Origin of the sequence: Enterobacter sp. DNB-S2 (assembly GCF_019443845.1) — a bacterium.
GTDB lineage: Bacteria > Pseudomonadota > Gammaproteobacteria > Enterobacterales > Enterobacteriaceae > Enterobacter > Enterobacter asburiae_B.
Map to the genome: position 1 here is coordinate 2,687,437 of NZ_CP050520.1, position 22,772 is coordinate 2,710,208.

At 56.4% G+C, this 22,772-nt stretch carries 24 protein-coding genes; 8 read left to right on the forward strand and 16 right to left on the reverse strand.

Annotated elements, in window-relative coordinates; genetic code table 11:
- Positions 1 to 47: 47 nt before the first annotated feature.
- Positions 48 to 833: a MipA/OmpV family protein gene (locus HB664_RS12810; RefSeq protein ID WP_219939556.1), complete on the forward strand. Its 786-nt coding sequence runs from the start codon at positions 48 to 50 to the stop codon at positions 831 to 833.
- A gap of 28 nt (positions 834 to 861) precedes the next feature.
- Here HB664_RS12810 and yajD read toward each other — a convergent pair whose 3' ends face one another.
- Positions 862 to 1,209, reverse strand: a complete 348-nt coding sequence (gene yajD, locus HB664_RS12815; RefSeq protein ID WP_003857471.1) for an HNH nuclease YajD — start codon at positions 1,207 to 1,209, stop codon at positions 862 to 864.
- 77 nt (positions 1,210 to 1,286) lie between these two features.
- On the reverse strand, positions 1,287 to 2,180 hold the full coding sequence (locus tag HB664_RS12820; RefSeq protein ID WP_064672387.1) for a PhzF family phenazine biosynthesis protein: 894 nt from the start codon (positions 2,178 to 2,180) through the stop codon (positions 1,287 to 1,289).
- Between the two features lie 195 nt (positions 2,181 to 2,375).
- Here HB664_RS12820 and HB664_RS12825 point away from each other — a divergent pair, with 195 nt between their 5' ends.
- Positions 2,376 to 3,401 carry an LLM class flavin-dependent oxidoreductase gene (locus HB664_RS12825; RefSeq protein WP_048980463.1) on the forward strand — a complete coding sequence of 342 codons (1,026 nt, stop codon included), beginning with the start codon at positions 2,376 to 2,378 and terminating at the stop codon, positions 3,399 to 3,401.
- 98 nt (positions 3,402 to 3,499) lie between these two features.
- Here the strand turns inward: HB664_RS12825 and HB664_RS12830 are convergent, their stop codons facing one another.
- Entirely contained in the window at positions 3,500 to 4,534 is a 1,035-nt protein-coding gene (locus HB664_RS12830; RefSeq protein ID WP_194399080.1) for an AI-2E family transporter, read from the reverse strand.
- Between the two features lie 422 nt (positions 4,535 to 4,956).
- On the opposite strand from HB664_RS12830, the gene mdtJ reads away from it, so the two are divergent.
- The 3 genes from mdtJ to HB664_RS12845 all read left to right on the forward strand — a co-directional run bounded on the left by mdtJ (position 4,957) and on the right by HB664_RS12845 (position 7,881).
- Positions 4,957 to 5,319, forward strand: a complete 363-nt coding sequence (gene mdtJ, locus HB664_RS12835; RefSeq protein ID WP_029739354.1) for a multidrug/spermidine efflux SMR transporter subunit MdtJ — start codon at positions 4,957 to 4,959, stop codon at positions 5,317 to 5,319.
- On the forward strand, positions 5,306 to 5,635 hold the full coding sequence (gene mdtI, locus HB664_RS12840; RefSeq protein WP_024909144.1) for a multidrug/spermidine efflux SMR transporter subunit MdtI: 330 nt from the start codon (positions 5,306 to 5,308) through the stop codon (positions 5,633 to 5,635). Before mdtJ ends, mdtI begins: the two co-directional genes overlap by 14 nt.
- A gap of 83 nt (positions 5,636 to 5,718) precedes the next feature.
- Positions 5,719 to 7,881 (forward strand): bifunctional diguanylate cyclase/phosphodiesterase, encoded by a 2,163-nt coding sequence (locus HB664_RS12845; RefSeq protein WP_219939557.1) that lies wholly within the window; start codon positions 5,719 to 5,721, stop codon positions 7,879 to 7,881.
- A gap of 1 nt (position 7,882) precedes the next feature.
- Here the strand turns inward: HB664_RS12845 and HB664_RS12850 are convergent, their stop codons facing one another.
- The 8 genes from HB664_RS12850 to HB664_RS12885 form a co-directional block, all read right to left on the reverse strand.
- The gene (locus tag HB664_RS12850) at positions 7,883 to 8,704 is read right to left on the reverse strand and encodes a serine protease (protein WP_219939558.1); all 822 of its coding nucleotides are present in this window, start codon (positions 8,702 to 8,704) and stop codon (positions 7,883 to 7,885) included.
- Between the two features lie 280 nt (positions 8,705 to 8,984).
- Positions 8,985 to 9,449, reverse strand: coding sequence for an acid resistance repetitive basic protein Asr (asr, locus tag HB664_RS12855; protein ID WP_069302731.1), 465 nt, complete (start codon positions 9,447 to 9,449; stop codon positions 8,985 to 8,987).
- A 174-nt stretch (positions 9,450 to 9,623) separates the two neighbouring features.
- On the reverse strand, positions 9,624 to 10,148 hold the full coding sequence (locus HB664_RS12860) for a thioredoxin fold domain-containing protein (protein WP_232960369.1): 525 nt from the start codon (positions 10,146 to 10,148) through the stop codon (positions 9,624 to 9,626).
- A gap of 171 nt (positions 10,149 to 10,319) precedes the next feature.
- Positions 10,320 to 11,807 (reverse strand): carboxypeptidase M32, encoded by a 1,488-nt coding sequence (locus HB664_RS12865; protein WP_182071229.1) that lies wholly within the window; start codon positions 11,805 to 11,807, stop codon positions 10,320 to 10,322.
- A gap of 101 nt (positions 11,808 to 11,908) precedes the next feature.
- Positions 11,909 to 12,238 carry a DUF1493 family protein gene (locus HB664_RS12870; protein ID WP_087822471.1) on the reverse strand — a complete coding sequence of 110 codons (330 nt, stop codon included), beginning with the start codon at positions 12,236 to 12,238 and terminating at the stop codon, positions 11,909 to 11,911.
- Positions 12,238 to 12,687 (reverse strand): STM2901 family protein, encoded by a 450-nt coding sequence (locus HB664_RS12875; RefSeq protein WP_219939559.1) that lies wholly within the window; start codon positions 12,685 to 12,687, stop codon positions 12,238 to 12,240. Before HB664_RS12875 ends, HB664_RS12870 begins: the two co-directional genes overlap by 1 nt.
- Before the next feature lie 13 nt (positions 12,688 to 12,700).
- A complete protein-coding gene (locus HB664_RS12880) occupies positions 12,701 to 13,183 on the reverse strand; it encodes a type VI secretion system tube protein TssD (protein ID WP_219939560.1) in 483 nt (160 codons plus the stop codon).
- A 173-nt stretch (positions 13,184 to 13,356) separates the two neighbouring features.
- Positions 13,357 to 14,610: an MFS transporter gene (locus tag HB664_RS12885; protein WP_219939561.1), complete on the reverse strand. Its 1,254-nt coding sequence runs from the start codon at positions 14,608 to 14,610 to the stop codon at positions 13,357 to 13,359.
- Between the two features lie 121 nt (positions 14,611 to 14,731).
- Between HB664_RS12885 and HB664_RS12890 the strand changes: the two genes are divergently transcribed.
- The 3 genes from HB664_RS12890 to bioD all read left to right on the forward strand — a co-directional run bounded on the left by HB664_RS12890 (position 14,732) and on the right by bioD (position 17,805).
- Entirely contained in the window at positions 14,732 to 15,664 is a 933-nt protein-coding gene (locus HB664_RS12890; protein WP_087822472.1) for a LysR family transcriptional regulator, read from the forward strand.
- Positions 15,665 to 15,758: 94 nt separating this feature from the next.
- Positions 15,759 to 16,979, forward strand: a complete 1,221-nt coding sequence (gene mlc / locus HB664_RS12895; protein WP_023311510.1) for a sugar metabolism global transcriptional regulator Mlc — start codon at positions 15,759 to 15,761, stop codon at positions 16,977 to 16,979.
- A 130-nt stretch (positions 16,980 to 17,109) separates the two neighbouring features.
- A complete protein-coding gene (bioD, locus tag HB664_RS12900; protein ID WP_023311511.1) occupies positions 17,110 to 17,805 on the forward strand; it encodes a dethiobiotin synthase in 696 nt (231 codons plus the stop codon).
- On the opposite strand, the gene clcB is transcribed toward bioD, so the two are convergent.
- The 5 genes from clcB to osmY form a co-directional block, all read right to left on the reverse strand.
- Complete coding sequence (gene clcB / locus HB664_RS12905; RefSeq protein ID WP_219939562.1) at positions 17,740 to 19,050, reverse strand: voltage-gated ClC-type chloride channel ClcB; 1,311 nt, start codon at positions 19,048 to 19,050, stop codon at positions 17,740 to 17,742. The two genes, bioD and clcB, sit on opposite strands and share 66 nt — an antisense overlap.
- Positions 19,051 to 19,151: 101 nt before the next feature.
- A complete protein-coding gene (osmV, locus tag HB664_RS12910) occupies positions 19,152 to 20,300 on the reverse strand; it encodes an osmoprotectant ABC transporter ATP-binding protein OsmV (protein ID WP_219939563.1) in 1,149 nt (382 codons plus the stop codon).
- Entirely contained in the window at positions 20,300 to 20,947 is a 648-nt protein-coding gene (gene osmW / locus HB664_RS12915) for an osmoprotectant ABC transporter permease OsmW (protein ID WP_006808875.1), read from the reverse strand. Before osmW ends, osmV begins: the two co-directional genes overlap by 1 nt.
- Positions 20,948 to 20,955: 8 nt before the next feature.
- Positions 20,956 to 21,855 carry an osmoprotectant ABC transporter substrate-binding protein OsmX gene (osmX, locus tag HB664_RS12920; RefSeq protein WP_023327329.1) on the reverse strand — a complete coding sequence of 300 codons (900 nt, stop codon included), beginning with the start codon at positions 21,853 to 21,855 and terminating at the stop codon, positions 20,956 to 20,958.
- 18 nt (positions 21,856 to 21,873) lie between these two features.
- Complete coding sequence (gene osmY / locus HB664_RS12925; protein ID WP_047061706.1) at positions 21,874 to 22,584, reverse strand: osmoprotectant ABC transporter permease OsmY; 711 nt, start codon at positions 22,582 to 22,584, stop codon at positions 21,874 to 21,876.
- Positions 22,585 to 22,772: the final 188 nt, after the last annotated feature.

The window sequence follows — 22,772 nt, forward strand, 5'->3', positions numbered from 1 at the left end:
TGGCCGCCCCCGTATCAGGAGGCGCCAGCGTCCATATGGAGAGCAGTATGATAGCGATAAAAAAAGTCCTGTATATGTCCGTCCCGCTTCTGATGGCCGTGGCTTCCGGCGCGCAGGCGGATGATGGCTCCGTGTCCGATTCCTTAACCGTCGGGCTGGGGGGACAGTATGCCCCACGTTACTCAGGCTCAGACAAGCAGGTGTGGCAGGTGGTTCCGGTGCTGCAGGGTCGTAAAGGCGCTTTCTTTATTGATGCGCAAAAAGGGGTGGGATATGACCTGCAAAACGACAGCGGCTGGTATTTTGAACACACGCTGGGCTACGACTTCGGAAGGGCTGATAAAAATTCTGGCTGGCGTGAGGGCGCAAACAATCTGAAAGGGATGGGGGACATTGATGCCACCCTGAATACCGGCCTTGCCGTCGGCTGGCAGGCCGCGCCATGGCTGAGTATGGAAGGCAAAGCGACGCTGCCGTTAACGGACAGCCAGGGGGCAAGCTATCAGGCTTCCGTTACGCTAATCCCGGTACAAAATAATCAGGACACGGTCGCCTTTCAGTCTGCGGCCCTGTTTGGCGACAGCCGTTATCTGAATACCTGGTATGGGGTCAGCGAGCAGCAGAGCCGCCGCACCGGCTATCGCCGCTATGCTGCGCCGGGTGGATTCTATGGCGTCGACACCAGCCTGACCTGGAGCCATCAGTTCGATGCCCACTGGGGAACGGTGCTGAGCGCGGACTATAGCTGGCTGGGCGATCGTGCGAATAACAGCCCGATCGTGATGCGGCGCAATGAGGGAGCTGCAACCGCCGCTATCACCTGGACATTTTAAATTCGAGAAGCACGAGGGGACGAGAGGATTATTTCTTCTTATCCATCATCGCTTTTAAATCGGCAAACGGGTTAAACGTGGCGACGCCCACGTCTTTTTGCGCGTCTTCCCCGGCGACCACGGTGGTGCCGTACTGATCCGCTTCGGTGTATTTCGAATGTTCGTGATCGTGGCAAAACAGGCACAACAGCTCCCAGTTGCTGCCATCTTCCGGGTTGTTGGTATGGTCGTGATCGATATGATGAACCGTGAGTTCACGCAGATTGGAATAGACAAACTCGCGCGAGCAGCGTCCGCAGACCCAGGGATAGATTTTTAATGCTTTTTCGCGATAGCCGCTTTCCAGCCGCGCGTAGTTTTTGGGGATCAAAGCCATTGCCGGTTTTACCTGTGATAAAAATAGTGTGCCAATATAGCCCATCGGGTGCCGTAAAGGTAAACGCCATTGCTCCGTTAGAGTGAAAATGCGCCTTCAAGCGTAATCACACATTTTCCCCCTACGCGAACCACCGCCTTTCCTGACGAGGCATCGTATCCCGCGAACAGCACGCTTGCTCGCCCCATATCAACGCCCTGACTGACGTTAAGGTTAAGCGTCGTTTTATTGCGGTGCAACGCCAGCAGCGCCGTTGTAGCGGCGGTCGCGCTACCTGTTGCAGGATCTTCTGTCATGCGGGGAGTAAACATGCGGGCCTGCATATCGTGAGGTTCATCGGGATCCGTATCCAGGGTATAGGCATAGAGGGAAACCGCGCCATCCAGCGGTAACGTTGCGCGAAAACCCTGTAAATTCGGCACGCACCGACGAAGCGCCTCGCGAGAAGCCAGCTCGGCTATCAGGAAGGGCAGACCTACCGACGCGACAACAGGCATATGTACCGCGGTACGGATATCTTCTGCGTTCAGGGATAAGCAGGCAGCCACGCTTTCCGGGCTTACTTCAGAGCGGCAGGAGAGTGCCTCAGGCACCAGGAGTTCTGCGCCAGTCACGGTATCGTTGTCACGCAGCAGGCGTACTGGCACCAGACCGGCTATTTCCTCGAAGTGCAGCGTTTCAGGCAGGGGCTGATGATTCATCGCGGCGTGATAGGCCAGCACGTACGCAGTTCCAACATTCGGGTGCCCGGCGAAGGGGATCTCGCGCGAGGGCGTAAAAATTCGCACGCGTGCCGTACTGGAGGGATTGTCTGGCGGCAGAACGAACGTGGTTTCGCTGTAGCCAAATTCAACGGCGACCTGCTGCATTTGTGCTTTGCTCATACCCTCCGCATCGAGTACGACGGCGACAGGGTTACCCTGAAACGGGGTGTCAGTAAAAACATCCGCAACAACATAGCGTCTCTTCATTTTCTGTCCGGTGTAAAAATCCTGACATAGAGTAGTAACGTTAAATCAAACCGATAACCAGCCATTTTTTACCTGACGGACCTGAAAAAAATTCAGTCAATTTATTTGATGCTTTCCGTTAAATAAACGGCATTTATTCTTACCGGGTAATGCGTAAAGTGTATAGGACGCAAAGCATTCTCAGGACACATGGTTATGAAAAAGATCGGGTTTTTATCCTTTGGTCACTGGACGCCTTCACCGCAGTCCGGCACGCGCTCGGCGGCAGACACGCTGCTGCAGTCCATTGATTTAGCCGTGGCGGCTGAAGAGCTGGGGGCAGACGGCGCCTATTTCCGCGTGCACCACTTTGCCCGACAGCTTAGCTCGCCATTCCCTCTGCTGGCGGCCATTGGCGCAAAAACGAAAACCATCGAAATCGGTACCGGCGTAATTGACATGCGCTATGAAAACCCGATGTACATGGCCGAAGACGCGGGCGCGGCGGATCTGATTTCCGGCGGTCGTTTGCAGCTTGGCATCAGCCGCGGTTCGCCGGAGCAGGTCATTGATGGCTGGCGCCATTTCGGCTATGTCCCGCAGGAAGGGGAAAACGAATCGGATATGGCGCGCCGTCATACCGAGGTGCTGCTTGAGGTGCTGCGCGGTGAAGGGTTTGCCAAACCCAATCCGCAGCCTATGTTCCCGAATCCGCCGGGGCTGCTGCGTCTGGAGCCGTATTCTGAAGGGCTACGCGAGCGTATCTGGTGGGGCGCCGGTTCCAATGCGACGGCCGTATGGGCCGCAAAGCTGGGAATGAACCTGCAAAGTTCAACCCTGAAGGACGATGAGACCGGCGAGCCGTTCCATATTCAGCAGGCAAAACAGATCCGCGCGTACCGTCAGGCCTGGAAAGAGGCAGGGCATACGCGCCAGCCGCGGGTGTCGGTCAGCCGCAGCATTTTTGCGCTAATGGACGACCGCGACCGGATGTATTTCGGTGCCAGCCGCAACGACAGCGATAGCGTGGGCTACCTTGATGAGAAAACGCGCGCCATCTTCGGGCGCAGCTATGCGGCGGAGCCGGACAAGCTGATCGAACAGCTGAAAAAGGACGACGCGATTGCCGAAGCCGATACGTTATTACTGACCGTGCCGAACCAGCTCGGTGTGGATTACAATGCGCACGTGATTGAATCCATTCTCAAACACGTCGCACCGGCAATGGGCTGGCGCGAGTAGTTGGCACGCAGGGATAGCGCGTGGCGTGATTCTCAATCTGTAACTATCCGGGCGCTTATCGCGAAGACAGGAGGGGCAATACGTCCCTCCTGTCAGCGCTATTTATGGCTCATATCGCTCAGCAGCACGGCGATAGTTTGCCCGCCCGCCGTCTGTTCCAGACCAATCTTGACGATAATGGTCAGCGGGACGGAGAGCAGCATCCCAACGGGCCCGAGAAGCCAGCCCCAGAAAATCAGGGACAAAAAGACCACCAGCGTGGAGAGTCCCAGCCCCCGACCCATCATGCGTGGCTCAAGAATATTACCGAAGACCAGGTTGATGACCAGATAGCCGGCCAGCAGGATCAGCGCGTCATAAAGCCCGCTGAAAACCAGCACCTGAAGGATAGGGGGGATCGCCGCCAGCACGGAGCCGATGTTGGGAATGTAGTTAAGCGCAAACGCCAGTAACCCCCAGACAAACGCAAAGCGAACGTCCAGCGCAAGAAGCATTCCCCAGACAACACCGCCCGTGACCAGGCTAATCGCCGTTTTCAGCACCAGATAGCGGGAGACGCTGTCCAGCGCGCGTTGAATCGCTCCCATTCCTTCAACCGGACGGACCATCATCTGCTGCAGCTTTGCCGGCAGCTGCGGCACCTCCAGCAGCATAAACACCACCGTTAAAAACAGCAGGAAAATGGAGGTCATGGCATTGGAAAGCTGCGCCAGCAGGCTGGTGACGATCGTCATGGCCGCGTTGGGGTCGATATATTTCAGGAGTTCCTCAACCGAGACTTCGATGCCCGCGCGCTGCAGCCAGGGTTCCAGCTGCAGCAGCGGTATCGCCAGCGAAGAGCGGTACTTCGGCAGCGTTCGCGCCAGTTCATTGAGCGAGGTCCCCAGATACGCCACCAGCAAGACCATCGCTACAATGATGATGCTGATAAGCAGCGTAATCGCCAGCACGCGCGGGATGCGTAGCCGCGTCATGCGCTGCACCAGCGGGTTAAGGATCACCGCGATAAAAAGGGCCAGAATAAAAGGCACAATAATGTCGGCGGCAAAACGAACGCCCGTCAGTATGATCACCAGCATGCCCAGCATGATGACAATTTTTAACCCGTTCAGGGTAATAATGGGTTTAGCCATGGTGACTCCGAATTTTTCTTTATATTTATAATAAAGGTGAAAGGCGTTGCAATAAACTAACCAAAATCAAACGGTATGGGTAAAGAATTGCAAAGACTTTGAGTAAAATCCTGGCTTATGGTACAAATCTGGTGTGTTTAACTACTGAGGACAATTTTCATCCGCAAAGACGAGAAGCAACAACGCGGATAATTGTAATTTTATGGACAATATGTTCAGGACGTACTCTTCAAACAATACCGCTGTCTACTCCACTTCTTTCTGCCTGCTTTCTGGTGAGCAACACTGGCGCACCGCACTATAGTCACGTCTTCTGCCTGAGCTGGCGCTAAGCGCTTAGCTATCTGATTTCAATTCGTATTTTTTTGGTTTGCTGCACGCAGCGAGCCACGATGGATTATATTCTCAAGCAGGAGAAAAACATGTTTTACTGGATCCTATTAGCGCTGGCTATCATCGCTGAAATTACCGGCACGCTGTCTATGAAATGGGCAAGCGTCAGCGATGGCAACACCGGTTTTATTTTGATGCTGGTGATGATTTCACTTTCTTATATTTTCCTCTCGTTTGCGGTGAAAAAAATTGCGCTGGGCGTCGCGTATGCACTGTGGGAAGGGATCGGTATTTTGTTGATTACGCTGTTCAGCGTGCTGATATTTGACGAAACATTAACAACAATGAAGGTCGCCGGATTAACGACGCTGGTTGCGGGTATTGTGCTGATTAAATCGGGTACCCGTAAGCCTGGCAAACAGCAGAAGGAGCAGAACCATGCAACAGTTTGAGTGGGTTCATGCGGCATGGCTGGGGCTCGCCATCGTGCTGGAGATCCTGGCGAACGTTCTGCTGAAATTCTCGGATGGTTTTCGCCGTAAACTCTACGGCCTGATGTCGATTGCCGCGGTTCTGGGGGCGTTCAGCGCGCTGTCCCAGGCGGTAAAAGGGATCGATCTTTCGGTGGCCTATGCGCTGTGGGGCGGTTTTGGTATCGCCGCTACCCTGGCCGCTGGCTGGGTACTCTTCGGCCAGCGCTTAAACAACAAGGGCTGGATGGGGCTCATCTTGCTGCTTGCCGGCATGATCATGATAAAACTCGCCTGACAGACCTCTCGCCATGATTTACAGGCAGCGAAATTCGCTGCCTGTATTACGCTTAGAAAAGCAAAACATGAAGAGGATGGCTGATGTATCGCACATTAAGCTGGCGCAATATTCCCAATGCGAGAACGTTGTTTGCCCTGGTCTTCATGGCGGGCATCGGCTTAATCATCTCCATCGTCGCACTGCTCTATCTATCCCTGCATCTTATCAGCACCAAAACCAACGAAATTGATGAACACCGCACGGCGCTTTCCGTGCAGGGGTCTATTCAGACATCGGTTAACCGCGTCTCCTCTCTGGTGCTTGATAACGCCGTCTGGGACGATGCGGTGCGGGAGGCCTACCGTCCCACGCTCGATACCGACTGGTTGTACAACACCTGGGGTACTGGCTTTAAAATCAATAACCTCTATGACGGCACCTTCGTGCTGGATGAGCATTTCAACGTCCTCTGGGGATCGTTTCAAAGCCGGCCCTTTAACGAAAAAAACCTCGACTTCTTTGGTAAAGGCCTCAAAGCGCTTATCGACCAGCACGGGCGCGAGCTTGCGGGCGAAAAAAATATCTATGCGGGGATCAGCCAGACGCGCAACGGCGTGGCCTTTGTCGGCATTGGGCTGATTCGCCCGATGGTCGGCAGCTTACAGGTCCACGACGGAACGCGCCGCTATCTGGTGATTACCCGCCATCTGAACGCCAGAATATTATCCGACCTGGGCGGCACCTTTCAGATCGATAACCTCCATTTTACCCCAGGCAAAATCAACGATCACAGTATGCCGCTGCACAGTGCGGCAGGGGAGTTAGTCGGATATCTGAACTGGCAGGCGCGGCTCCCGGGCGCACAGGCCGCCCGGGCGGCATCGTCTGATATCAGGCAGATTGTGGTGCTGGTGTCGGGGCTGATTCTGCTCTTCATTCTGGTGAGTAGCGTGGGGCTGTACAAACTCGCGCGCGGCGAAAGCCAGGCGCGTCTGGTTGCAAGAACGGACTGGCTAAGCCATCTGCCGAACCGACGCGCGCTTATAGAAACGCTTGATCGGGTGCGTTTACGCGGCGATACCGACGTCAAAAGCGTGGTGTTTATCGATCTGGACGGTTTTAAAGATGTGAATGACATCTACGGCCACAGCGTGGGGGACGACCTCATCGTGGCGATAGCGAAAACGCTGAATGAACGCGTGCCGCCGGGCGGGATGCTGGCGCGCATGGGCGGGGATGAGTTTGCCATGACCATCGGCGGAGATGATGCAGAGGCGCAGGCTACCGCCTTTGCCGTTTCCGTGCTGGATTTTCTCACCACCCCGGTTCAGCTGGGGGAACGCACCATCCATATCGGTGCCAGCATCGGCATCGCCAGCGGAACTCTGAAGGAATGCAACAGTTCCGAACTGTTTCGCCGTGCCGATATTGCCATGTATCACGCCAAAATGAGCGGGAAAGGGCGTATTACCCACTACGACGCGGAGCTGAACAGCGTCCGGGAACGCAAGCTGGCGATTGAAAATCAGATCCGCAGCGGTCTGGAGCGCGATGAGTTTGAGGTCTGGTATCAGCCGATCGTTGACGCCCGCAGTCAGACAATGAGCAGCGTCGAAGCGCTGGTCCGCTGGCCACGTCGCCCGGAGGGGCCGCTGGGTCCGGATACCTTTATCGCCATTGCGGAGACCAGCGGTCTGATTTACAAGCTGGGTCAGTTCGTATTGCAGCGAGCATGTGAGGATCTGCAGCCGTACGGTGAATTAAAGCTCTCCGTGAATATCTCCCCCGCGCAATTTCGCGATCCTGCCTTCGAAGAAAAAGTGGCCAGCGTGCTGGAGAGCACCCGTTTCCCGGCCAACCGGCTGCAGCTTGAGGTTACGGAGTCGTATGTACTGGAAAATCCGGAGCGTGCCCGCATGGCGATAGCGAATCTTAAAGCGCTGGGTACGGCGGTGGCGCTGGATGACTTTGGCACCGGCTATTCCAGCATTGGCTATTTGCGGCGTTTTAACTTCGACACCATCAAGATCGATAAATCCCTGGCCGGGCTGGTGGATAACGATGAACAGGCGGCCGCGCTGGTGAGCGGTACGGTGCGGATCGCCAATGCGCTGGGCATGGCGGTGGTGGCAGAAGGGGTGGAAACCGAGAAGCAAATGAAACTGCTGCGGCTGGCTGGCTGCGATCAACTGCAGGGTTTTTGGTTCAGCCAGCCGATGCCAATTGAGTCAATCAAAGCGTTACGTAAGGTCAGACGCTGCTGATTTACTGCTGCGCCAGCGCTTCCAGCTGGTCGCGGAAACCGGTAACGGACAAGGCGCGGTTATCGGCGCGCCACCGGTCTTTTGCCGCCGGGGCAGAGCTCTGGACACCAATCAACTGCCAGCCATTGTCGGTTTTCAGCATCAGCGGCGAACCACTGTCACCCGGCAACGTATCGCACTGATGCGAGAGTACGCTGGTTTGCGCCCAGCCCGTCACAATACAGTCGCTGTGCGTATAAAGCGTATCCAGATGATCGACAGGATAGCCTGACTGCGTCACCTTTCGGTCGGCGGCTTTCAGCGCGGCGGTGAGGGCGGCCTTGTCGCCGTCAAATAACGGCAGCGGCGTAATGCCCGAAGGCGGGTAGCGTAAAACGATCAGGCCAAAGTCCCATGAGGCGGCCGCCGGTGGCACTATCCAGCCGTCGCCATCCGGCTTCAGGCGTTTGCCGAGAGACGGATCGACCCGTCCTTCAATGCCGTGGATTTCATAGCGCCAGGTCCCTTTTTGCGACACAAACCGCAAGGCAACCGCTTTATCCGGCTTGCCGTTTGGCGGCGTTAACAGGCAGTGGCCTGCCGTCAGGGCAAGCTGCGGGGTGATCAGCGTCGCGGTGCATAAGTTACCACTGGCGGTTTCCAGTTGACCTATAGCATCCCAGGGGGTCTGGGTGGGATCGGCGACGCGCGTACGATCGTCATGACCGAAAAAAAGCGTCTTTAGCTCTTTCGCGCTAATGGTGTCATCACCGCCATCATCCGCATGTGAGAATCCAGAAAAAACACCAAACGTTCCCAGTAACAACACAACAGATTTACGCATATCACACTCTGGTGGGGGTAATTATGATTATTAAAAGTGAACCCTATGAAAATACTATAGACGGGACAGCGCTAAAGTGGGAGTAAAATCAGCGTGCTACAATCAGGAAAGATAAAAATGGCTGGCGATGAGCGCGCATAAAATAAGCAGGATAAGAATCAGCTCAAACCGATAGCGTCGCAGCATACGCCCTCCGGAAATAAAAAAACGGCGCGGAACCTGTTCCGGTTCAGCGCCGGTTTACCAACGTGCCCCGAAGGGCACGGTTAAGCTTGTACTCTTACGCAGCTGGCTGTGCAGCTGGTTTAGCAGCTTCGTGTTTTACTGCTTTTTTGTGATGCTTTTTAGCAGCCTGAGCTTTCTGTTCTACAGCCGGTTTGGTCGCTTTTTTGTGGTGCTTTTTAGCAGCCTGAGCTTTCTGCTCTACAGCCGGTTTAGCGGCTTTTTTGTGGTGCTTTTTAGCAGCCTGCGCTTTCTGTTCTACAGCCGGTTTAGCGGCTTTCTTGTGGTGCTTTTTGGCAGCCTGAGCTTTCTGCTCGGTTGGTGCTGCGGTTGCTGGCGCAGCGGCTTCTTTTTTCACTGCAGCTTTGTGATGTTTCTTATGGTGAACCGCTTTTGCTGGCGCAGCGGTGGTGGTTGCAGCAGGCGCCGCAGCCGGTGCAGCAGTTGCGGTAGTGTCAGCAGCAAATGCAGCAGAAGACAGACCCATAGCAGCGGCAACAACCAGAGCTAATACTTTATTCATTCTCATACCCTCGAATTTGGTTTTTCATTTAACCCCACTGCGGGGCCGTTGAAATAACTATATCCCTGTAAATTCGAGGTTTCCGTGAGTGATTGGTATCGGCGTGTAACGGAATGTACAGAGGGGAGGAAAGTGTACGAACAGGCCAAACGCCGCTGCTCGTACGGGCCTCTGTTATTTGTTCAGTGTGGCCAGAATAGCCGCCGGAGACTGACTGCCTATAATCGTCCGTGATTCAGGCTCGATCACCACCATTACCGGGGTGATGCTAATACCCAAACGTTCTGCCAGGGCAGATTGCCGCGCGATCAGATCGGAGCAGGCTGTGGTGGTGTCGTTATCCGGTAAAAATCCTGCCATCGCTTGTTGCAGGCTTTTGACCTTATCGGTTGAACACCAGACGCGCCCCATATCTTCAATTACCGAGTCGCGAATGGCGTTGGGGGCAACGGTCAGAAACGACATCGTCAAACCGGCATCCGTATATTGCTTAACGCTTTTCACTACGTTGCTGCAGTAAATGCACTGGTTATCAATAAACACCAGCAGCTTATATTTTTCAGCAGGAGCCTGAAACGTGATGGGCTGGAGGTCTGCAAGAGAGCGGGTAATATCGTTGAACGCGTCTTGCGGGGTATTATCCGTGGCTGCGAAAGTACTTAAACTGGTCGCACACAGAATGGCTAACATCGTTTTCATTATGCCTTTCATCATTCATCCCTTTATTTTTTTAATCCTGACCTGATGGCAGTCTAATTGTGTCGGAAGGACACGCATTCATACACCCGACGCAATCATGACAACATGTGCTAAATCATATTCTTATTGAAAAGGGTGAGAAGAGTGCCGGAGCAGGCTCCGGCAGAGGGATTAAAGATAACGGGAGGTCAGATGTTCGCGGAAGTAACGGATATTCAGATCTTCACCCGTCGCCTGGGTGATTAATTGCGACGTGCTGAAACGGCTGCCGTGCTGCCAGATGTTCTGACGCAGCCACTCAAAGAGTGCGGAAAAATCGCCTTCAGCGATGGAGGCCTGCAGACCCGGCAGTGCGGTTCGGGCGGCATGGAACAGCTGCGCGGCGTACATAGCGCCAAGCGTGTATGACGGGAAGTAACCAAAACCGCCATCGGTCCAGTGGATGTCCTGCATACAGCCGTTGCGGTAGTTGTCTTTGGTAGATAATCCGAGCCAGGCCTGCATTTTCTCGTCCCACAGGGCGGGAATATCGTCCACCTCGATCTCGCCGTTGATCAGCGCACGCTCAATCTCATAGCGCAGCACCACGTGTGCCGGGTAGCTCACTTCGTCCGCATCGACGCGGATGTAGCCTGGTTTTACGCGCTGGTTCCAGGCAATAAAGTTCTCTTCGCTGAACGCCGCCTGGCTGCCAAAGCGGGCGTGTACCGCAGGGAGAAGATGCCTGAGGAAGGCTTCACTGCGCCCCAGCTGCATTTCAAAGAACAGGCTCTGTGACTCATGGATCGCGGTTGAGCGCGCCAGGGCAATCGGCTGTCCTGCCCACGCGCGCGGCAGGTTTTGTTCGTAGCGGGCGTGTCCGGTTTCGTGGATCACGCCAAACAGCGCGCTGAGCAGCTCATCTTCGTCATAGCGCGTGGTGATGCGCACGTCTTCCGGGACGCCGCCGCAGAACGGGTGCGCGCTCACGTCCAGGCGACCGCCGTTAAAATCGAAGCCGAGCATCTTCATGGCTTCCAGGCCCAGTTCACGCTGTGTTGCCGTCGGGAAGGGGCCTTGCGGCGGAATAAACGACCGTTGAGCCTGTTTTTCGACCACGTTTGCCAGCAGGTCCGGGAGCCAGGACTTCATATCGCCGAACAGAACGTCCAGACGCGCGCTGGTCATGTCGGGTTCAAAAATGTCCAGCAGCGCGTCGTACGGCGTACAGCCTTTGGCTTCGGCCCGCAGGCGAGCCTCTTCGCGGCTGAGTTTGACCACCTCTTTCAGGTTGGCGGAAAAACCCTGCCAGTCGTTAGCGGGGCGCTGAGTACGCCAGGCGTGTTCACACTTGCTGCCCGCCAGGGATTTGGCTTCCACCAGCGATTCCGGCAGCAGAGTGGCCTGCTGGTAGTGGCGCGTCATTTCGCGCAGGTTGGCCTGTTCGACATCATTAAGATCTTCACCTGCCGCCGCCGCTAACAGGTCGCCGACTTTTTTATCGGTCAGGATCTGATGTTGCAGGACGCTCATCTCCGCGAGTGCTTCACCGCGCGCGGCGCTGCCGCCCGGCGGCATCATCGTGAACATATCCCAGCTGGCGATGGAGGAGAGGTGGGAGAAGCGGGAGAGACGCTGGAAGGTGCGGGTGAGTGCCTGATAAGCCGATGATTTTTCCATTCTTGTTCTTCCTTATCGTTTTGGGAGTATTGAGGAAGTGTACCGCGAATTATGGAGGATTAGTGCACTTTTGATGCAAGGGGCGCGAAGCCCCTTATTAGTCAGTCGTAGAGCCACTTTCCTGCTTTTGCCGACTCTGCAAACATTCTTACGGTCAACGGTATGCGGGTTGCCTCAATTTCTTCCCGCTTTAACCTGAACCAGCGCTTTAACAAGGGCGTATTCTGCCAGGGAAAATAGCGAGACCAATCCACACCAGACAAATCGACGTTGAACTCTTTCTCGTATCGGGTTAATGCATCGTGTAGGTCATCGCCCGGTGAATCGAATAAATCAGAATCCAGTTCCAGAGGAACTTCTTTCCAGTCGTTATCCAGATAACCAGGAATTTCATCCCGAAACATAAATAACACGTCGTCTACGATGCTCATTAGAAAGATGTCCACGCTATGCGGTCTTTTGGTCGTACGATCAAATTGTATTTCTCTCGTGTACGCGTTGAAACTCGATGAAGAGTCAGTGCAAGTGAGGCCCATCCAAGCCAGGGGATATAGCGACCAATTACCGCTGCGAGTTTGTTAGTTGGCTGCATCCTGACTCCCACGGGAGTGGGAATTTTAATCCCGAAAGGAAGACGAGCGTCCCGTAAAATTATTCGGGCGTACTTTGAAACAACGCTTGTCCCCAGGGTAGCGCCTTCAGGTTTTGCCCGAGTAGTTAGCCACGGTTGTCCGCCTAAAATAGCCGCGCCTGAAACGGCATCTATCCCCAGCTCCATACAAAACTCCTCAAGAAAAATGATCTCAAGTAACTCGCCCGGAGTGACGTCTGAATGACCTCTGTAGAAATAGGTTCCGTTAATCTCTTCCGTAGTATCCATACCAGTACCCCAGTTACGCTGTCGCCCGTTCATTCCATGCGTCAGAGAAAATGATATTGCCGTCGTTATGTTTCCACGTAATTTTCTCATAGCGCAATTCAACCGTTTCGAGGTGGTTGTTATTATTGTCGCCCGGCGCAGCCATTGCAGGTGATACTGAAACAATCCGCACGCCTTCCAGAAGAATATTGAAATACTCCGCTTCAAGACCTGCGTCATTAATCTTGTAGAATTTAAGTTCGGCTTTTTGCAGAGCCTGACCTGTCGCGACCGCTTTGTAGAGATAGGGTGATGAGTAATCAAATTCCTTTACGATCATCATTGGGGAGTGGATGCGTTTACCCGTAGGTTTACCCGTCAGGTTATCGGTTGGCGTCGAAAGATTGTGGTGAAATCCTTTGAACTCAATGCTGTATTCCCTGTGCTGCACATCACAACCGCCTTTGATAAGCGCACCACCGCCATCGAACAACCACATATTGCCTGGTATGGCCATTTTAAAATCCCTCTTTTCATACGATGAAGTCGATGAGCTTACAGAGAGAGGGAAGAGAGCTGAATGCACAAAATGGTTATAAAGAATTCGTTTTACTTAATACTGAATTAAGTTTAGCTAACATGAGAAACGCTCCCCCGTACATTAGCTGATATGCGGGGGATAGCGTTTGTTTATTTCAAACGCTGATGCAGGCTTCTCCCCACCAGCAGCGCCGCGCACAGCATCAGCGCGATAAACCCGCCCACGCCGTTCCAGCCGTAGTTATGCCAGAACACGCCGCCGAGGGTCCCGGCGATGCTGGAGCCCAGGTAATAGCTAAACAGATACAGCGATGATGCCTGTCCTTTGGCGCGACGCGCGCGCGGGCCAATCCAGCTGCTGGCGACCGAGTGGGCGGCGAAGAACCCGGCGGAGAAGAGCAGCATCCCGGTAAAGATGAACCACAGCGAGGATAATAGCGTCAGCAGCAGGCCGAGTAACATCACGCCCGTGAAGACCAGCAGTACCGGCCCGCGTCCATAGCGTGCGGTCATCGCCCCGGCTTTCGGCGAGCTCCACGTGCCGGTGAGATAGGCCACAGAAAGCAAACCGACAACGGCCTGATTCAGATGCCACGGGGAGAGCATCAGGCGGTAGCCAATATAGTTAAACAGCGTGACGAAGGCGCCCATCAGCAGGAATCCCATCAGAAACAGTCGCGGCAAACCTTTGTCGCGCCAGTGCAGGCGGAAGTTGATAAACAGCGTTTTCGGGCGCAGCGATGTCGGGCGGAAATGACGCGATTCCGGCAGAATTTTCCAGAACATCAGCGCTGATGCCAGCGCAAAACACCCGATGACCGCCAGCGCAATACGCCAGTTAAAGAAATCCGTAAAGACCCCGCTCAGCAGGCGGCCGCTCATTCCGCCAATCGAGTTCCCGCTGATGTAAAGCCCCATAGAGAAAGCAACAAAGCTCGGGTGGATCTCCTCGCTGAGGTAGGTCATCCCGACCGCCGCCACGCCGCTGAGCGAGAGCCCAATCAGCGCGCGCATCACCAGAATACCGTGCCAGCTGGTCATCATGGTCGAGAGTAACGTACAGACCGACGCCAGCATCAGCGCGGTTACCATCACCGGTTTACGGCCAATGGCGTCGGACAGCGGCCCGGTAAAGAGCAGGCCAATCGCCAGCATGCCGGTAGAAACAGAGAGCGAAACGCTGCTGCTGGCAGGCGATACGCCAAACTCATGTGAGAGAACGGGCAGGATCGGCTGAACGCAATAGAGCAGGGCGAAGGTCGCCAGACCGGCGGAAAAGAGCGCCAGCGTGACGCGCATAAATTGGGGGGTACCACGTTTAATGAACTGGACCGGCTGCGGTGCTGCGGGTAAATCATTGATATCGCTGGCCGGATCGATATCAATAGTCGTTGTACGGCTCACACTGTTTCCTTGCTTAAACATCCCCGTGATTTCTGGTGACGGGTATGACCACCTGTTCAGGGTAGGAAAATGTAAATATTCTGTCTAATATATTAATAATCTCAAATGATACTTTAAAAATATGAATATCGAGCTGCGTCATCTTCGCTACTTTGTCGCCGTCGCCGAGGAGCTGCATTTTGGCCGCGCGGCGGCACGCCTGAATATCTCTCAGCCACCGTTAAGCCAGCAGATTCAAATCCTGGAGCAGCAGGTCGGGGCGCGCCTTCTGGCCCGCACCAACCGCAGCGTGAGCCTGACGGCGGCGGGTAAACAGTTCCTGATCGACAGCCGACAAATTCTGAGCATGGTTGATGACGCCGCCGCCCGTGCAGAGCGGCTCTATCTCGGGGAAGCCGGAGAGCTTCGGATCGGGTTTACCTCGTCCGCGCCGTTTATCAGCGCCGTCTCGGAGACCCTATCGTCATTTCGTCGCCACTTTCCGGATGTTCACATTCAGACGCGCGAAATCAACACCCGCGAGCAGATTGCACCGCTGAATGAGGGAGCGCTGGATCTGGGGCTGATGCGTAACACCCAGCTGCCGGACACGCTGGCGTGGGAGGTGATCCTGCGCGAACCGCTGATGGCTATGATCCCGCACGATCACCCGCTGGCGTCGCGTCCGTCGGTTTCGCTGGCAGAGCTGGCAAAAGAGCCGTTTGTCTTTTTTGACCCGCAGGTCGGGACGGGCCTGTATGACGATATCCTGGGGTTGATGCGCCGCTACGATCTTGCCCCGGTCATCACCCAGGAAGTAGGGGAAGCGATGACCATTATCGGCCTGGTCGCGGCCGGTCTGGGCGTGTCTATTCTTCCGGCCTCCTTTAAGCGGGTGCAGCTGCGCGAAATGCGCTGGGTGACCATCGCCGAAGAGGATGCCGTTTCCGAAATGTGGCTGGTGTGGTCAAAACACCGTGAACAGAGCCACGCCGCACAGCGCTTCAAACAGCAGCTAATGAGCGCCTCTGCCGGGCGGCATTTTCACGCAAAAGAGGGTAAAAATGTGCGGTAAATCACATGGCTAAGTAAATATTTGACGACGGCCATGCAAGTGCTTCACCATAGCAAACAGTTTATTTCGAAGCTCGAAAATAAGGGAGTACGAGGTGGTTGCTGATAGTCAGCCAGGGCATATCGATCAGATTAAGCAGACCAACGCTGGCGCGGTGTATCGCCTGATTGATCAGCTTGGTCCGGTTTCGCGTATCGATCTTTCGCGCCTGGCACAACTGGCACCTGCCAGTATCACCAAGATTGTCCGCGAGATGCTGGAAGCGCACCTGGTTCAGGAGACGGAAATTCAGGAGCCGGGCAGCCGCGGTCGTCCTGCTGTCGGGCTGGTGGTTGAAACGGAAGCCTGGCACTACCTGTCACTGCGCATCAGCCGGGGGGAGATCTTCCTTGCGCTGCGCGACCTGAGCAGCAAGCTGGTGGTGGAAGACCGGCTTGAACTGCCGCTCAACGCGGAGGAACCGCTCCTCGACGCGATTGTCTCGCATATCGATCACTTCTTTATCCGCCATCAGCAGCGGCTTGAACGCTTAACGGCGATTGCCATCACCATGCCGGGCATTATTGATACCGAAAACGGGATTGTTCACCGCATGCCGTTTTACGACGATGTCAAAGAGATGCCGCTGGGCGAGGTGCTGAAAAACCATACCGGCGTACCGGTCTATATCCAGCATGACATCAGCGCCTGGACAATGGCGGAAGCGCTGTTTGGCGCGTCGCGCGGCGCGCGGGATGTGATTCAGGTGGTCATCGACCATAACGTTGGGGCGGGCGTGATTACCGACGGACGTCTTCTCCACGCCGGGAGCAGTAGCCTGGTGGAAATCGGTCATACCCAGGTCGACCCGTACGGCAAGCGCTGCTACTGCGGAAACCACGGCTGTCTGGAGACCATTGCCAGCGTGGAAAGCGTGCTGGAGCTTGCGCAGGTCCGGCTCAGCCAGTCCATGAGCTCCTCGCTGCACGGACAACCCCTGACGGTGGATTCCCTCTGCGCCGCCGCGCGCCAGGGCGATCTGCTGGCGAAGGACATTATTACCGGCGTGGGGAATAACGTTGGCCGCATTCTGGCCATTATGGTGAACCTCTTCAACCCGCAAAAAATCCTTATTGGCTCACCGCTGAGCCAGGCGGCGGAGATCCTCTTCCCGGCGATTTCGGCCTGCATCCATCAGCAGTCGCTTCCCGCCTACAGCAAAAATATTGCGGTAGAAAGCACCCAGTTTTCCAACCAGGGAACCATGGCCGGCGCGGCGCTGGTCAAAGATGCCATGTATAACGGCTCGCTGTTGATCCGCCTGCTGCAGGGTTAACTCTTTTCCGCAGATGTAAGAAAAATTGCGCTATCTCAAGCCGGGTAGCGCACGCATCCCGTAGACTTCCTCCACTGAATTATTTACCTGGTTTATATTTTCGAAGCATACCCAAGAGGTGGAGTGAGTCATGCTTAAGCGTTTCTTTGTTACTGGTACAGATACCTCTGTCGGCAAGACCGTCGTATCCCGCGCATTGCTGCAGGCGCTGGCAGCAAGCGGTAAACGCGTGGCAGGGTACAAACCGGTCGCAAAAGGCAGTAAAGAGACGCCAGAGGGATTGCGTAATAAAGACGCCCTGGTGCTGCAAAGCGTCTCGTCGCTGGAACTGCCTTATCACGCGGTCAATCCCATTGCGTTAAGCGAAGAGGAGAGCAGCGTAGCGCACAGCGGCCTGATTAATTATCCCCTGTTGTCCGACGGCCTGGCGAACCTGAGCGAGAAGGTTGACCACGTGGTGGTGGAAGGGACGGGCGGCTGGCGCAGCCTGATGAATGATTTGCGCCCGCTGTCTGAATGGGTCGTACAGGAACAGCTTCCGGTGGTAATGGTGGTGGGTATCCAGGAAGGGTGCATCAACCACGCGCTGCTGACGGCGCAGGCGATCGCCAATGACGGCCTGCCGCTGATTGGCTGGGTAGCAAACCGCATCAACCCGGGCCTGGCGCACTACGCCGAGATCATCGACGTGCTGAGCAAAAAGCTGCCCGGGCCGCTGGTGGGTGAACTGCCTTATCTGCCCCGCGCCGAGCAGCGCGAGCTAGCGCAGTACATCGATCTCTCTGCCCTCGGTGGCGTGTTGACCGTAGACCGAGTCGTGGCGTAACGTCCGCGACAGCACGGACGCCACCACGCAGGCGACCAGCAGGCCGGGCAGTAAAAAATACTGCCCGGTCATTTCACAGACCATCAGCGCTGACATAATGGGCGCATGCGTGGTCGCGGCAAGTAGCGTTGCCATCCCCGCCAGACCCAGCAAAATCGCCGTCTCAGAGCCCGGCAGCCACAGCGCGAAAAGCTGCGCGAACAGCATTCCTGTTGCCATACCGACAAACAGCGTGGGCGTAAACACCCCTCCGGGCGCGCCCGATCCGCTGCTCGCCAGTACCGCCAGCAGTTTACAAACAAACACCCCGGCAATGACCGACAGCAGCGGCGGGGCGAGCAGAAAAGCCTGAACCACGCTGTAGCCATTCCCCCACACCTTCGGCGTGAGAAGAGACAGCAGCCCGACGATCGCACCGCCTAGCGCTAATTGCCACGGCGGCGAAAGCTTGAGGCGCAGGAAAAGCCCGTGGCTGACATCCATCAGCCACATCAGCAGCGGTCCGCAGAGGCCCGCCACCAGCCCCATCGCGACGAGAAGAGCATAATCGGCCGCGGTAAGGAGGCCGCTCAGATGGACCGCGTAGAGCGTACCCGCGCCCGGTGCCAGGAGCTGCGTCGTAAGAAGCGCCACCACCGCCGCGATAACCACGGGGCCGAGCGAGGCCAGCATCAGCGTGCCAAACAGAATTTCCGCGATGAACAGGCTTCCGGCTAAGGGCGCGTGATAGGCGCTGGCCATCCCGGCGGCGGCACCGCAGGCTATCCATAATTTCCATTCGGATTTGGGCGTAAAGCGCCGGGCGAAAAGGGAGGCGGCGAGGGCGGCAAGCAGGATCATCGCCCCTTCACGCCCGATGGCGCTTCCGCTGGCCACGACCAGCAGCGAGGCAAGGGATTTCACAAGGCTGGCGCCGTAGTCAAACTGGCCGTCTCCGGTCTCCAGCGCTTCCATGTAATCGGTGGGGGCATGAGGCCGCTGCGCGGTCAGACGCTGCCATCCCCAGAGCAGCAGTCCGGCAGCCAGCCCACCCAGCGCTGGCGTCAATGCGCGTCGCCAGGGCGAGAGCGACGCGGCCGCATTCACCAGGCTGCCGCTGTCGTTGCTGAGAAGCAGCCACTCCAGCAGGTACATGCTGTGGCGGAATACCGCAACGGCCAGCGCGGCCAGCACGCCGGTGACGGTGGCAATCAGCAGACGACGAAACATCGCGCGGATGTCGGGGTAGGTATGAAGACGTTGCATGGGTCGCGTTTTAACGGGGACGATACGATATTGTGGCGGGAAATCGCGGGGTTAGCAAAAGGTCTGCGTGCGAAAAGCCGGGCGATGCCCGGCCAGAAAGGTTAGCTGTCGCTATGAATATTCAGCGCCCGGCGCGTACGCCCGGAGCTCAGGTACTCGGCAATATAGTCCTGCGAAATCTCGCCGTTGTAGCGACCGTCCTCATCCACGATCGGCATCCAGCTGGTATTACTCTCATACAGACGTGAAAGCACCACGCGCAGGTTGTCTTCCGCCTTGCCGGTCATGCGGAACGGATGCAGGATGTCGGCGCAGGTACCGCTGGCGTTACGCGCTTCGCGACGCTTCACAAAGCCCTGCGGTTTGCCGTGCTCGTCAACCACCGTAACGGCCCGAATGTCGTTATCATCCATGGTCGCAAAGGCTTCGGGAAGCGGAGTAGAGCCCCGCACCGTAATGGTCGGCTGCTGGTCGGTGACGTCGCCCGCCGATACCAGCAGCAGACGCTTCAGCGTCCGGTCCTGACCGACAAACGAGCCGACAAACTCGTTCGCCGGTTTCGCCAGCAGCTCATCCGGGCTGGCGCACTGCACGATTTTCCCCTGACGGAACACCGCAATACGGTCGCCGAGCTTCAGGGCTTCGTCGATATCGTGGCTGACCAGCATGACGGTTTTTTTCAGCTTGCGCTGCATCTCCAGGAACTGGTTCTGGATCACCTCGCGGTTGATCGGGTCCACCGCGCCGAAGGGTTCATCCATCAGCAGTACCGGAGGATCCGCCGCCAGGGCGCGGATCACGCCGATACGCTGCTGCTGGCCGCCGGACATCTCGCGCGGGTAGCGGTTGAGGAACTTATGCGGATCCATCGCCACCATATCCATCAGCTCTTCGGCGCGGGTTTTGCAGCGCGCTTTATCCCAGCCCAGCATGCGCGGCACGACGGTGATGTTCTCTTCGATGGTCATGTTAGGGAACAGGCCAATCTGCTGGATAACGTAGCCAATGTTGCGGCGCAGGGTGACGGTGTCCATCCCGCTGGTGTCTTCACCGTTGATCAGGATCGTCCCGCTGCTCGGGGTAATGAGGCGGTTAATCATCTTCAGGGTGGTGGTCTTCCCGCAGCCGGACGGGCCGAGCAGGACGCACATTTCCCCTTCGGGCACGGTCAGGTTGACGTTGTCGACGGCCTTAAAGGTCTGGCCGTGCTTCTGTGAAAATTGTTTGGTGAGGTTTTCCAGTTTTATCATTATCGAATCCCCTTTGGAGTCAGAACCACCTGCAGACGGTGCAGCAGCCAGTCGAGCACAATCGCTAAAAGACAAATCATCAGCGCGCCCGCAATCAACATGCGAATATCGCTTCCGCCAATGCCGTTGAGCAGCAGCAGGCCCAGACCGCCCGCGCCGATCACGGCGGCAATCGCCATCACGCCGATATTCATCACCACGGCGGTGCGGATCCCGCCGAAAATCACCGGCAGCGCCATCGGGATTTCAACCCAGCGCAGCCGCTGCCAGAAGGTCATGCCGATGCCGCGCCCGGCTTCGCGCAGGCCCGGCGGCAGGCTGTCGAGCGCCGTATGGGTATTACGCACAATCGGCAGCAGCGAGTAGAGAAACACCGCCGTGATCGCGGGCAGGGCGCCAATACCCTGACCGATCAGCGAAAACAGCGGGATCATCAGCCCAAACAGGGCGATGGACGGAATGGTCAGCACGATGGTGGCAATCCCCAGCACCGGCGTTGCCAGCCACTTATGGCGGACAATCAGAATGCCCAGCGGTACGCCGATGATGATGGCTAAACCTACGGCCAGCGCCACCAGCCACAGGTGCTGAAGGGTGAGGGTTAAGAGGTAATCCCAGTTGTCGAGAATGTAGTGAATCGTCTCCATAGCGCCTCCTACAGCAGCTGTTTGCTACGCAGGAAATCGCGGGCGACCTGCTGCGGTGACTGATGGTCGATATCCACCTTCTTATTCAGCTCGGTGATAACGTCGTTGTTGAGCTGCGCCGAGAGGGTGTTGAGCGCCTCTTCCAGACCGGGGTTCGCCTCCAGCGTGTCCTTACGCACCACCGGCGTCACCGCGTAGCTCGGGAAGAAGCCTTTATCGTCTTCCAGCACCTTGAGGTCGAAGCCTTTCACGCGCCCGTCGGTGGTGTAAATCAGACCGGCGTCAACGAAGCCGTCGCGCACCGCGTTATAGACCAGACCGGGGTCCATCTGACGGATTTGCGGGCGGTCCAGATCCATCTTGTAGGCCGCCTGCAGCGGCTTCATGCCGTCGCTGCGCCCGGCAAACTCCAGGTCTAATCCCAGCAGCCAGTTTTTGTCCGGGTTGGTTTTACGGATCTGCTCAATCTTCGCCACCATCTCCGACATGGTGTTGATGTGTTCCGCCTCGGCGCGCTTGCGCTGCATGGCGAAAGCGTAGGTGTTGTTCATGTCGGCGGGCTTGAGCCAGACCAGACCGTGCTTTGCGTCCAGGCGTTTCACCGTCTCGTAAGACTCCTGCGGCGACATGCGCTTGTTGATATGGTTAAAGATAATCAAGGACGTGCCGGTGTACTCCCAGGTCATGTCAATCTGCTTGTTGATCATCGCGTTGCGGGAGATCACCGTGGCAATGTTGGTTTGCGGCTGGACCTGAAAACCTTTCTTTTGCAGGTACTGCACGGTCATCGCCGAGAGAATATGCTGCTCGGTAAAGCTCTTGGTCGCCAGAATCAGCGGGGCCGCCATCGCCTGGCTGGTGAACAGCGCCGCGGCACACAGCGCCGTCAGGCCGGAAAACAGTCTCATAAAAGCTCCTTGTTATAGTTATCGAGCGAGATGGGGACTCATTACGCGACCCAGCGCCGCCAGCAGGGTGTCGAGGATCAGGGCGAACAGGGCGGTGGCCGCCGCGCCGAGGATCAGGGTCGGGAAATCGTTCAGGTAAATACCGGGGAAAATCAGCTCGCCGTAGCTGCTGGCGCCAATCAGGAACGCCAGCGGCGCGGTACCGACGTTTATGGCGGTGGCGATGCGGATCCCCGAGAGCATGACCGGCCAGGCGGCTGGCAGTTCAACCTGACGCAGACGCTGCCATTTGGTCATCCCGATGCCGTTTGCCGCTTCCAGCAGCGACGGCGGTACCGAGCACAGCCCGGCGTAGGTATTGCGCACGATCGGCAGCAGCGAGGCGAGGAACAGGGCGATGATGGCGGGCGTATCGCCGATGCCAATCACCACCATCGCCAGCGCCAGTACGGCCAGCGGCGGGAGCGTGTTGCCGACGTTAAAAATTTGCATCACATATTCGGCGATACCCCGCGCGGCCGGGCGGCTCAGCAGAATGCCGGCTGGAATACCGACCAGCAGGGCAAAAAACATCGATGAGAAAACCAGAATCATGTGCTGTTGCCCGAGATAAACCAGGTCAACCTGGCGCGCCTTAATCGTCTCCATCCCGATACCCCAGACGAGGAGGGCGAGGACCACGATAATAGCGCCGACAAACAGCAGCGAACGTTTGAGTAATGGGTGCATTGCGGTGTGTCTCCCTGTGCGCATGCGTTATAGCAACCACCGGTTGCCTGTTGTTATGCCATGTTTCGGCAGGGGTATTTCACCTATAGCAAGCGTTTGGGAAGGGTTCCAGCGAAGGGGTAAAATCAGTAACCCTATGAAAACAGTGACAACCTTGGGTTAAGCCTTATGGCATAAGGGCTGATTGA

What these genes read in the sequence shown, in the direction of transcription:
- osmY (WP_047061706.1), bottom strand. Translation starts at nt 22,584, where the DNA reads ATGCACCCATTACTCAAACGTTCGCTGCTGTTTGTCGGCGCTATTATC.
- osmW (WP_006808875.1), bottom strand. Translation starts at nt 20,947, where the DNA reads ATGGAGACGATTCACTACATTCTCGACAACTGGGATTACCTCTTAACC.
- HB664_RS12875 (WP_219939559.1), bottom strand. Translation starts at nt 12,687, where the DNA reads ATGGATACTACGGAAGAGATTAACGGAACCTATTTCTACAGAGGTCAT.
- HB664_RS12860 (WP_232960369.1), bottom strand. Translation starts at nt 10,148, where the DNA reads ATGAAAACGATGTTAGCCATTCTGTGTGCGACCAGTTTAAGTACTTTC.
- HB664_RS12870 (WP_087822471.1), bottom strand. Translation starts at nt 12,238, where the DNA reads ATGAGCATCGTAGACGACGTGTTATTTATGTTTCGGGATGAAATTCCT.
- mdtI (WP_024909144.1), top strand. Translation starts at nt 5,306, where the DNA reads ATGCAACAGTTTGAGTGGGTTCATGCGGCATGGCTGGGGCTCGCCATC.
- HB664_RS12850 (WP_219939558.1), bottom strand. Translation starts at nt 8,704, where the DNA reads ATGCGTAAATCTGTTGTGTTGTTACTGGGAACGTTTGGTGTTTTTTCT.
- HB664_RS12820 (WP_064672387.1), bottom strand. Translation starts at nt 2,180, where the DNA reads ATGAAGAGACGCTATGTTGTTGCGGATGTTTTTACTGACACCCCGTTT.
- HB664_RS12845 (WP_219939557.1), top strand. Translation starts at nt 5,719, where the DNA reads ATGTATCGCACATTAAGCTGGCGCAATATTCCCAATGCGAGAACGTTG.
- HB664_RS12890 (WP_087822472.1), top strand. Translation starts at nt 14,732, where the DNA reads ATGAATATCGAGCTGCGTCATCTTCGCTACTTTGTCGCCGTCGCCGAG.
- HB664_RS12830 (WP_194399080.1), bottom strand. Translation starts at nt 4,534, where the DNA reads ATGGCTAAACCCATTATTACCCTGAACGGGTTAAAAATTGTCATCATG.
- yajD (WP_003857471.1), bottom strand. Translation starts at nt 1,209, where the DNA reads ATGGCTTTGATCCCCAAAAACTACGCGCGGCTGGAAAGCGGCTATCGC.
- mdtJ (WP_029739354.1), top strand. Translation starts at nt 4,957, where the DNA reads ATGTTTTACTGGATCCTATTAGCGCTGGCTATCATCGCTGAAATTACC.
- HB664_RS12810 (WP_219939556.1), top strand. Translation starts at nt 48, where the DNA reads ATGATAGCGATAAAAAAAGTCCTGTATATGTCCGTCCCGCTTCTGATG.
- osmV (WP_219939563.1), bottom strand. Translation starts at nt 20,300, where the DNA reads ATGATAAAACTGGAAAACCTCACCAAACAATTTTCACAGAAGCACGGC.
- HB664_RS12825 (WP_048980463.1), top strand. Translation starts at nt 2,376, where the DNA reads ATGAAAAAGATCGGGTTTTTATCCTTTGGTCACTGGACGCCTTCACCG.
- clcB (WP_219939562.1), bottom strand. Translation starts at nt 19,050, where the DNA reads ATGCAACGTCTTCATACCTACCCCGACATCCGCGCGATGTTTCGTCGT.
- osmX (WP_023327329.1), bottom strand. Translation starts at nt 21,855, where the DNA reads ATGAGACTGTTTTCCGGCCTGACGGCGCTGTGTGCCGCGGCGCTGTTC.
- HB664_RS12865 (WP_182071229.1), bottom strand. Translation starts at nt 11,807, where the DNA reads ATGGAAAAATCATCGGCTTATCAGGCACTCACCCGCACCTTCCAGCGT.
- asr (WP_069302731.1), bottom strand. Translation starts at nt 9,449, where the DNA reads ATGAATAAAGTATTAGCTCTGGTTGTTGCCGCTGCTATGGGTCTGTCT.
- bioD (WP_023311511.1), top strand. Translation starts at nt 17,110, where the DNA reads ATGCTTAAGCGTTTCTTTGTTACTGGTACAGATACCTCTGTCGGCAAG.
- HB664_RS12880 (WP_219939560.1), bottom strand. Translation starts at nt 13,183, where the DNA reads ATGGCCATACCAGGCAATATGTGGTTGTTCGATGGCGGTGGTGCGCTT.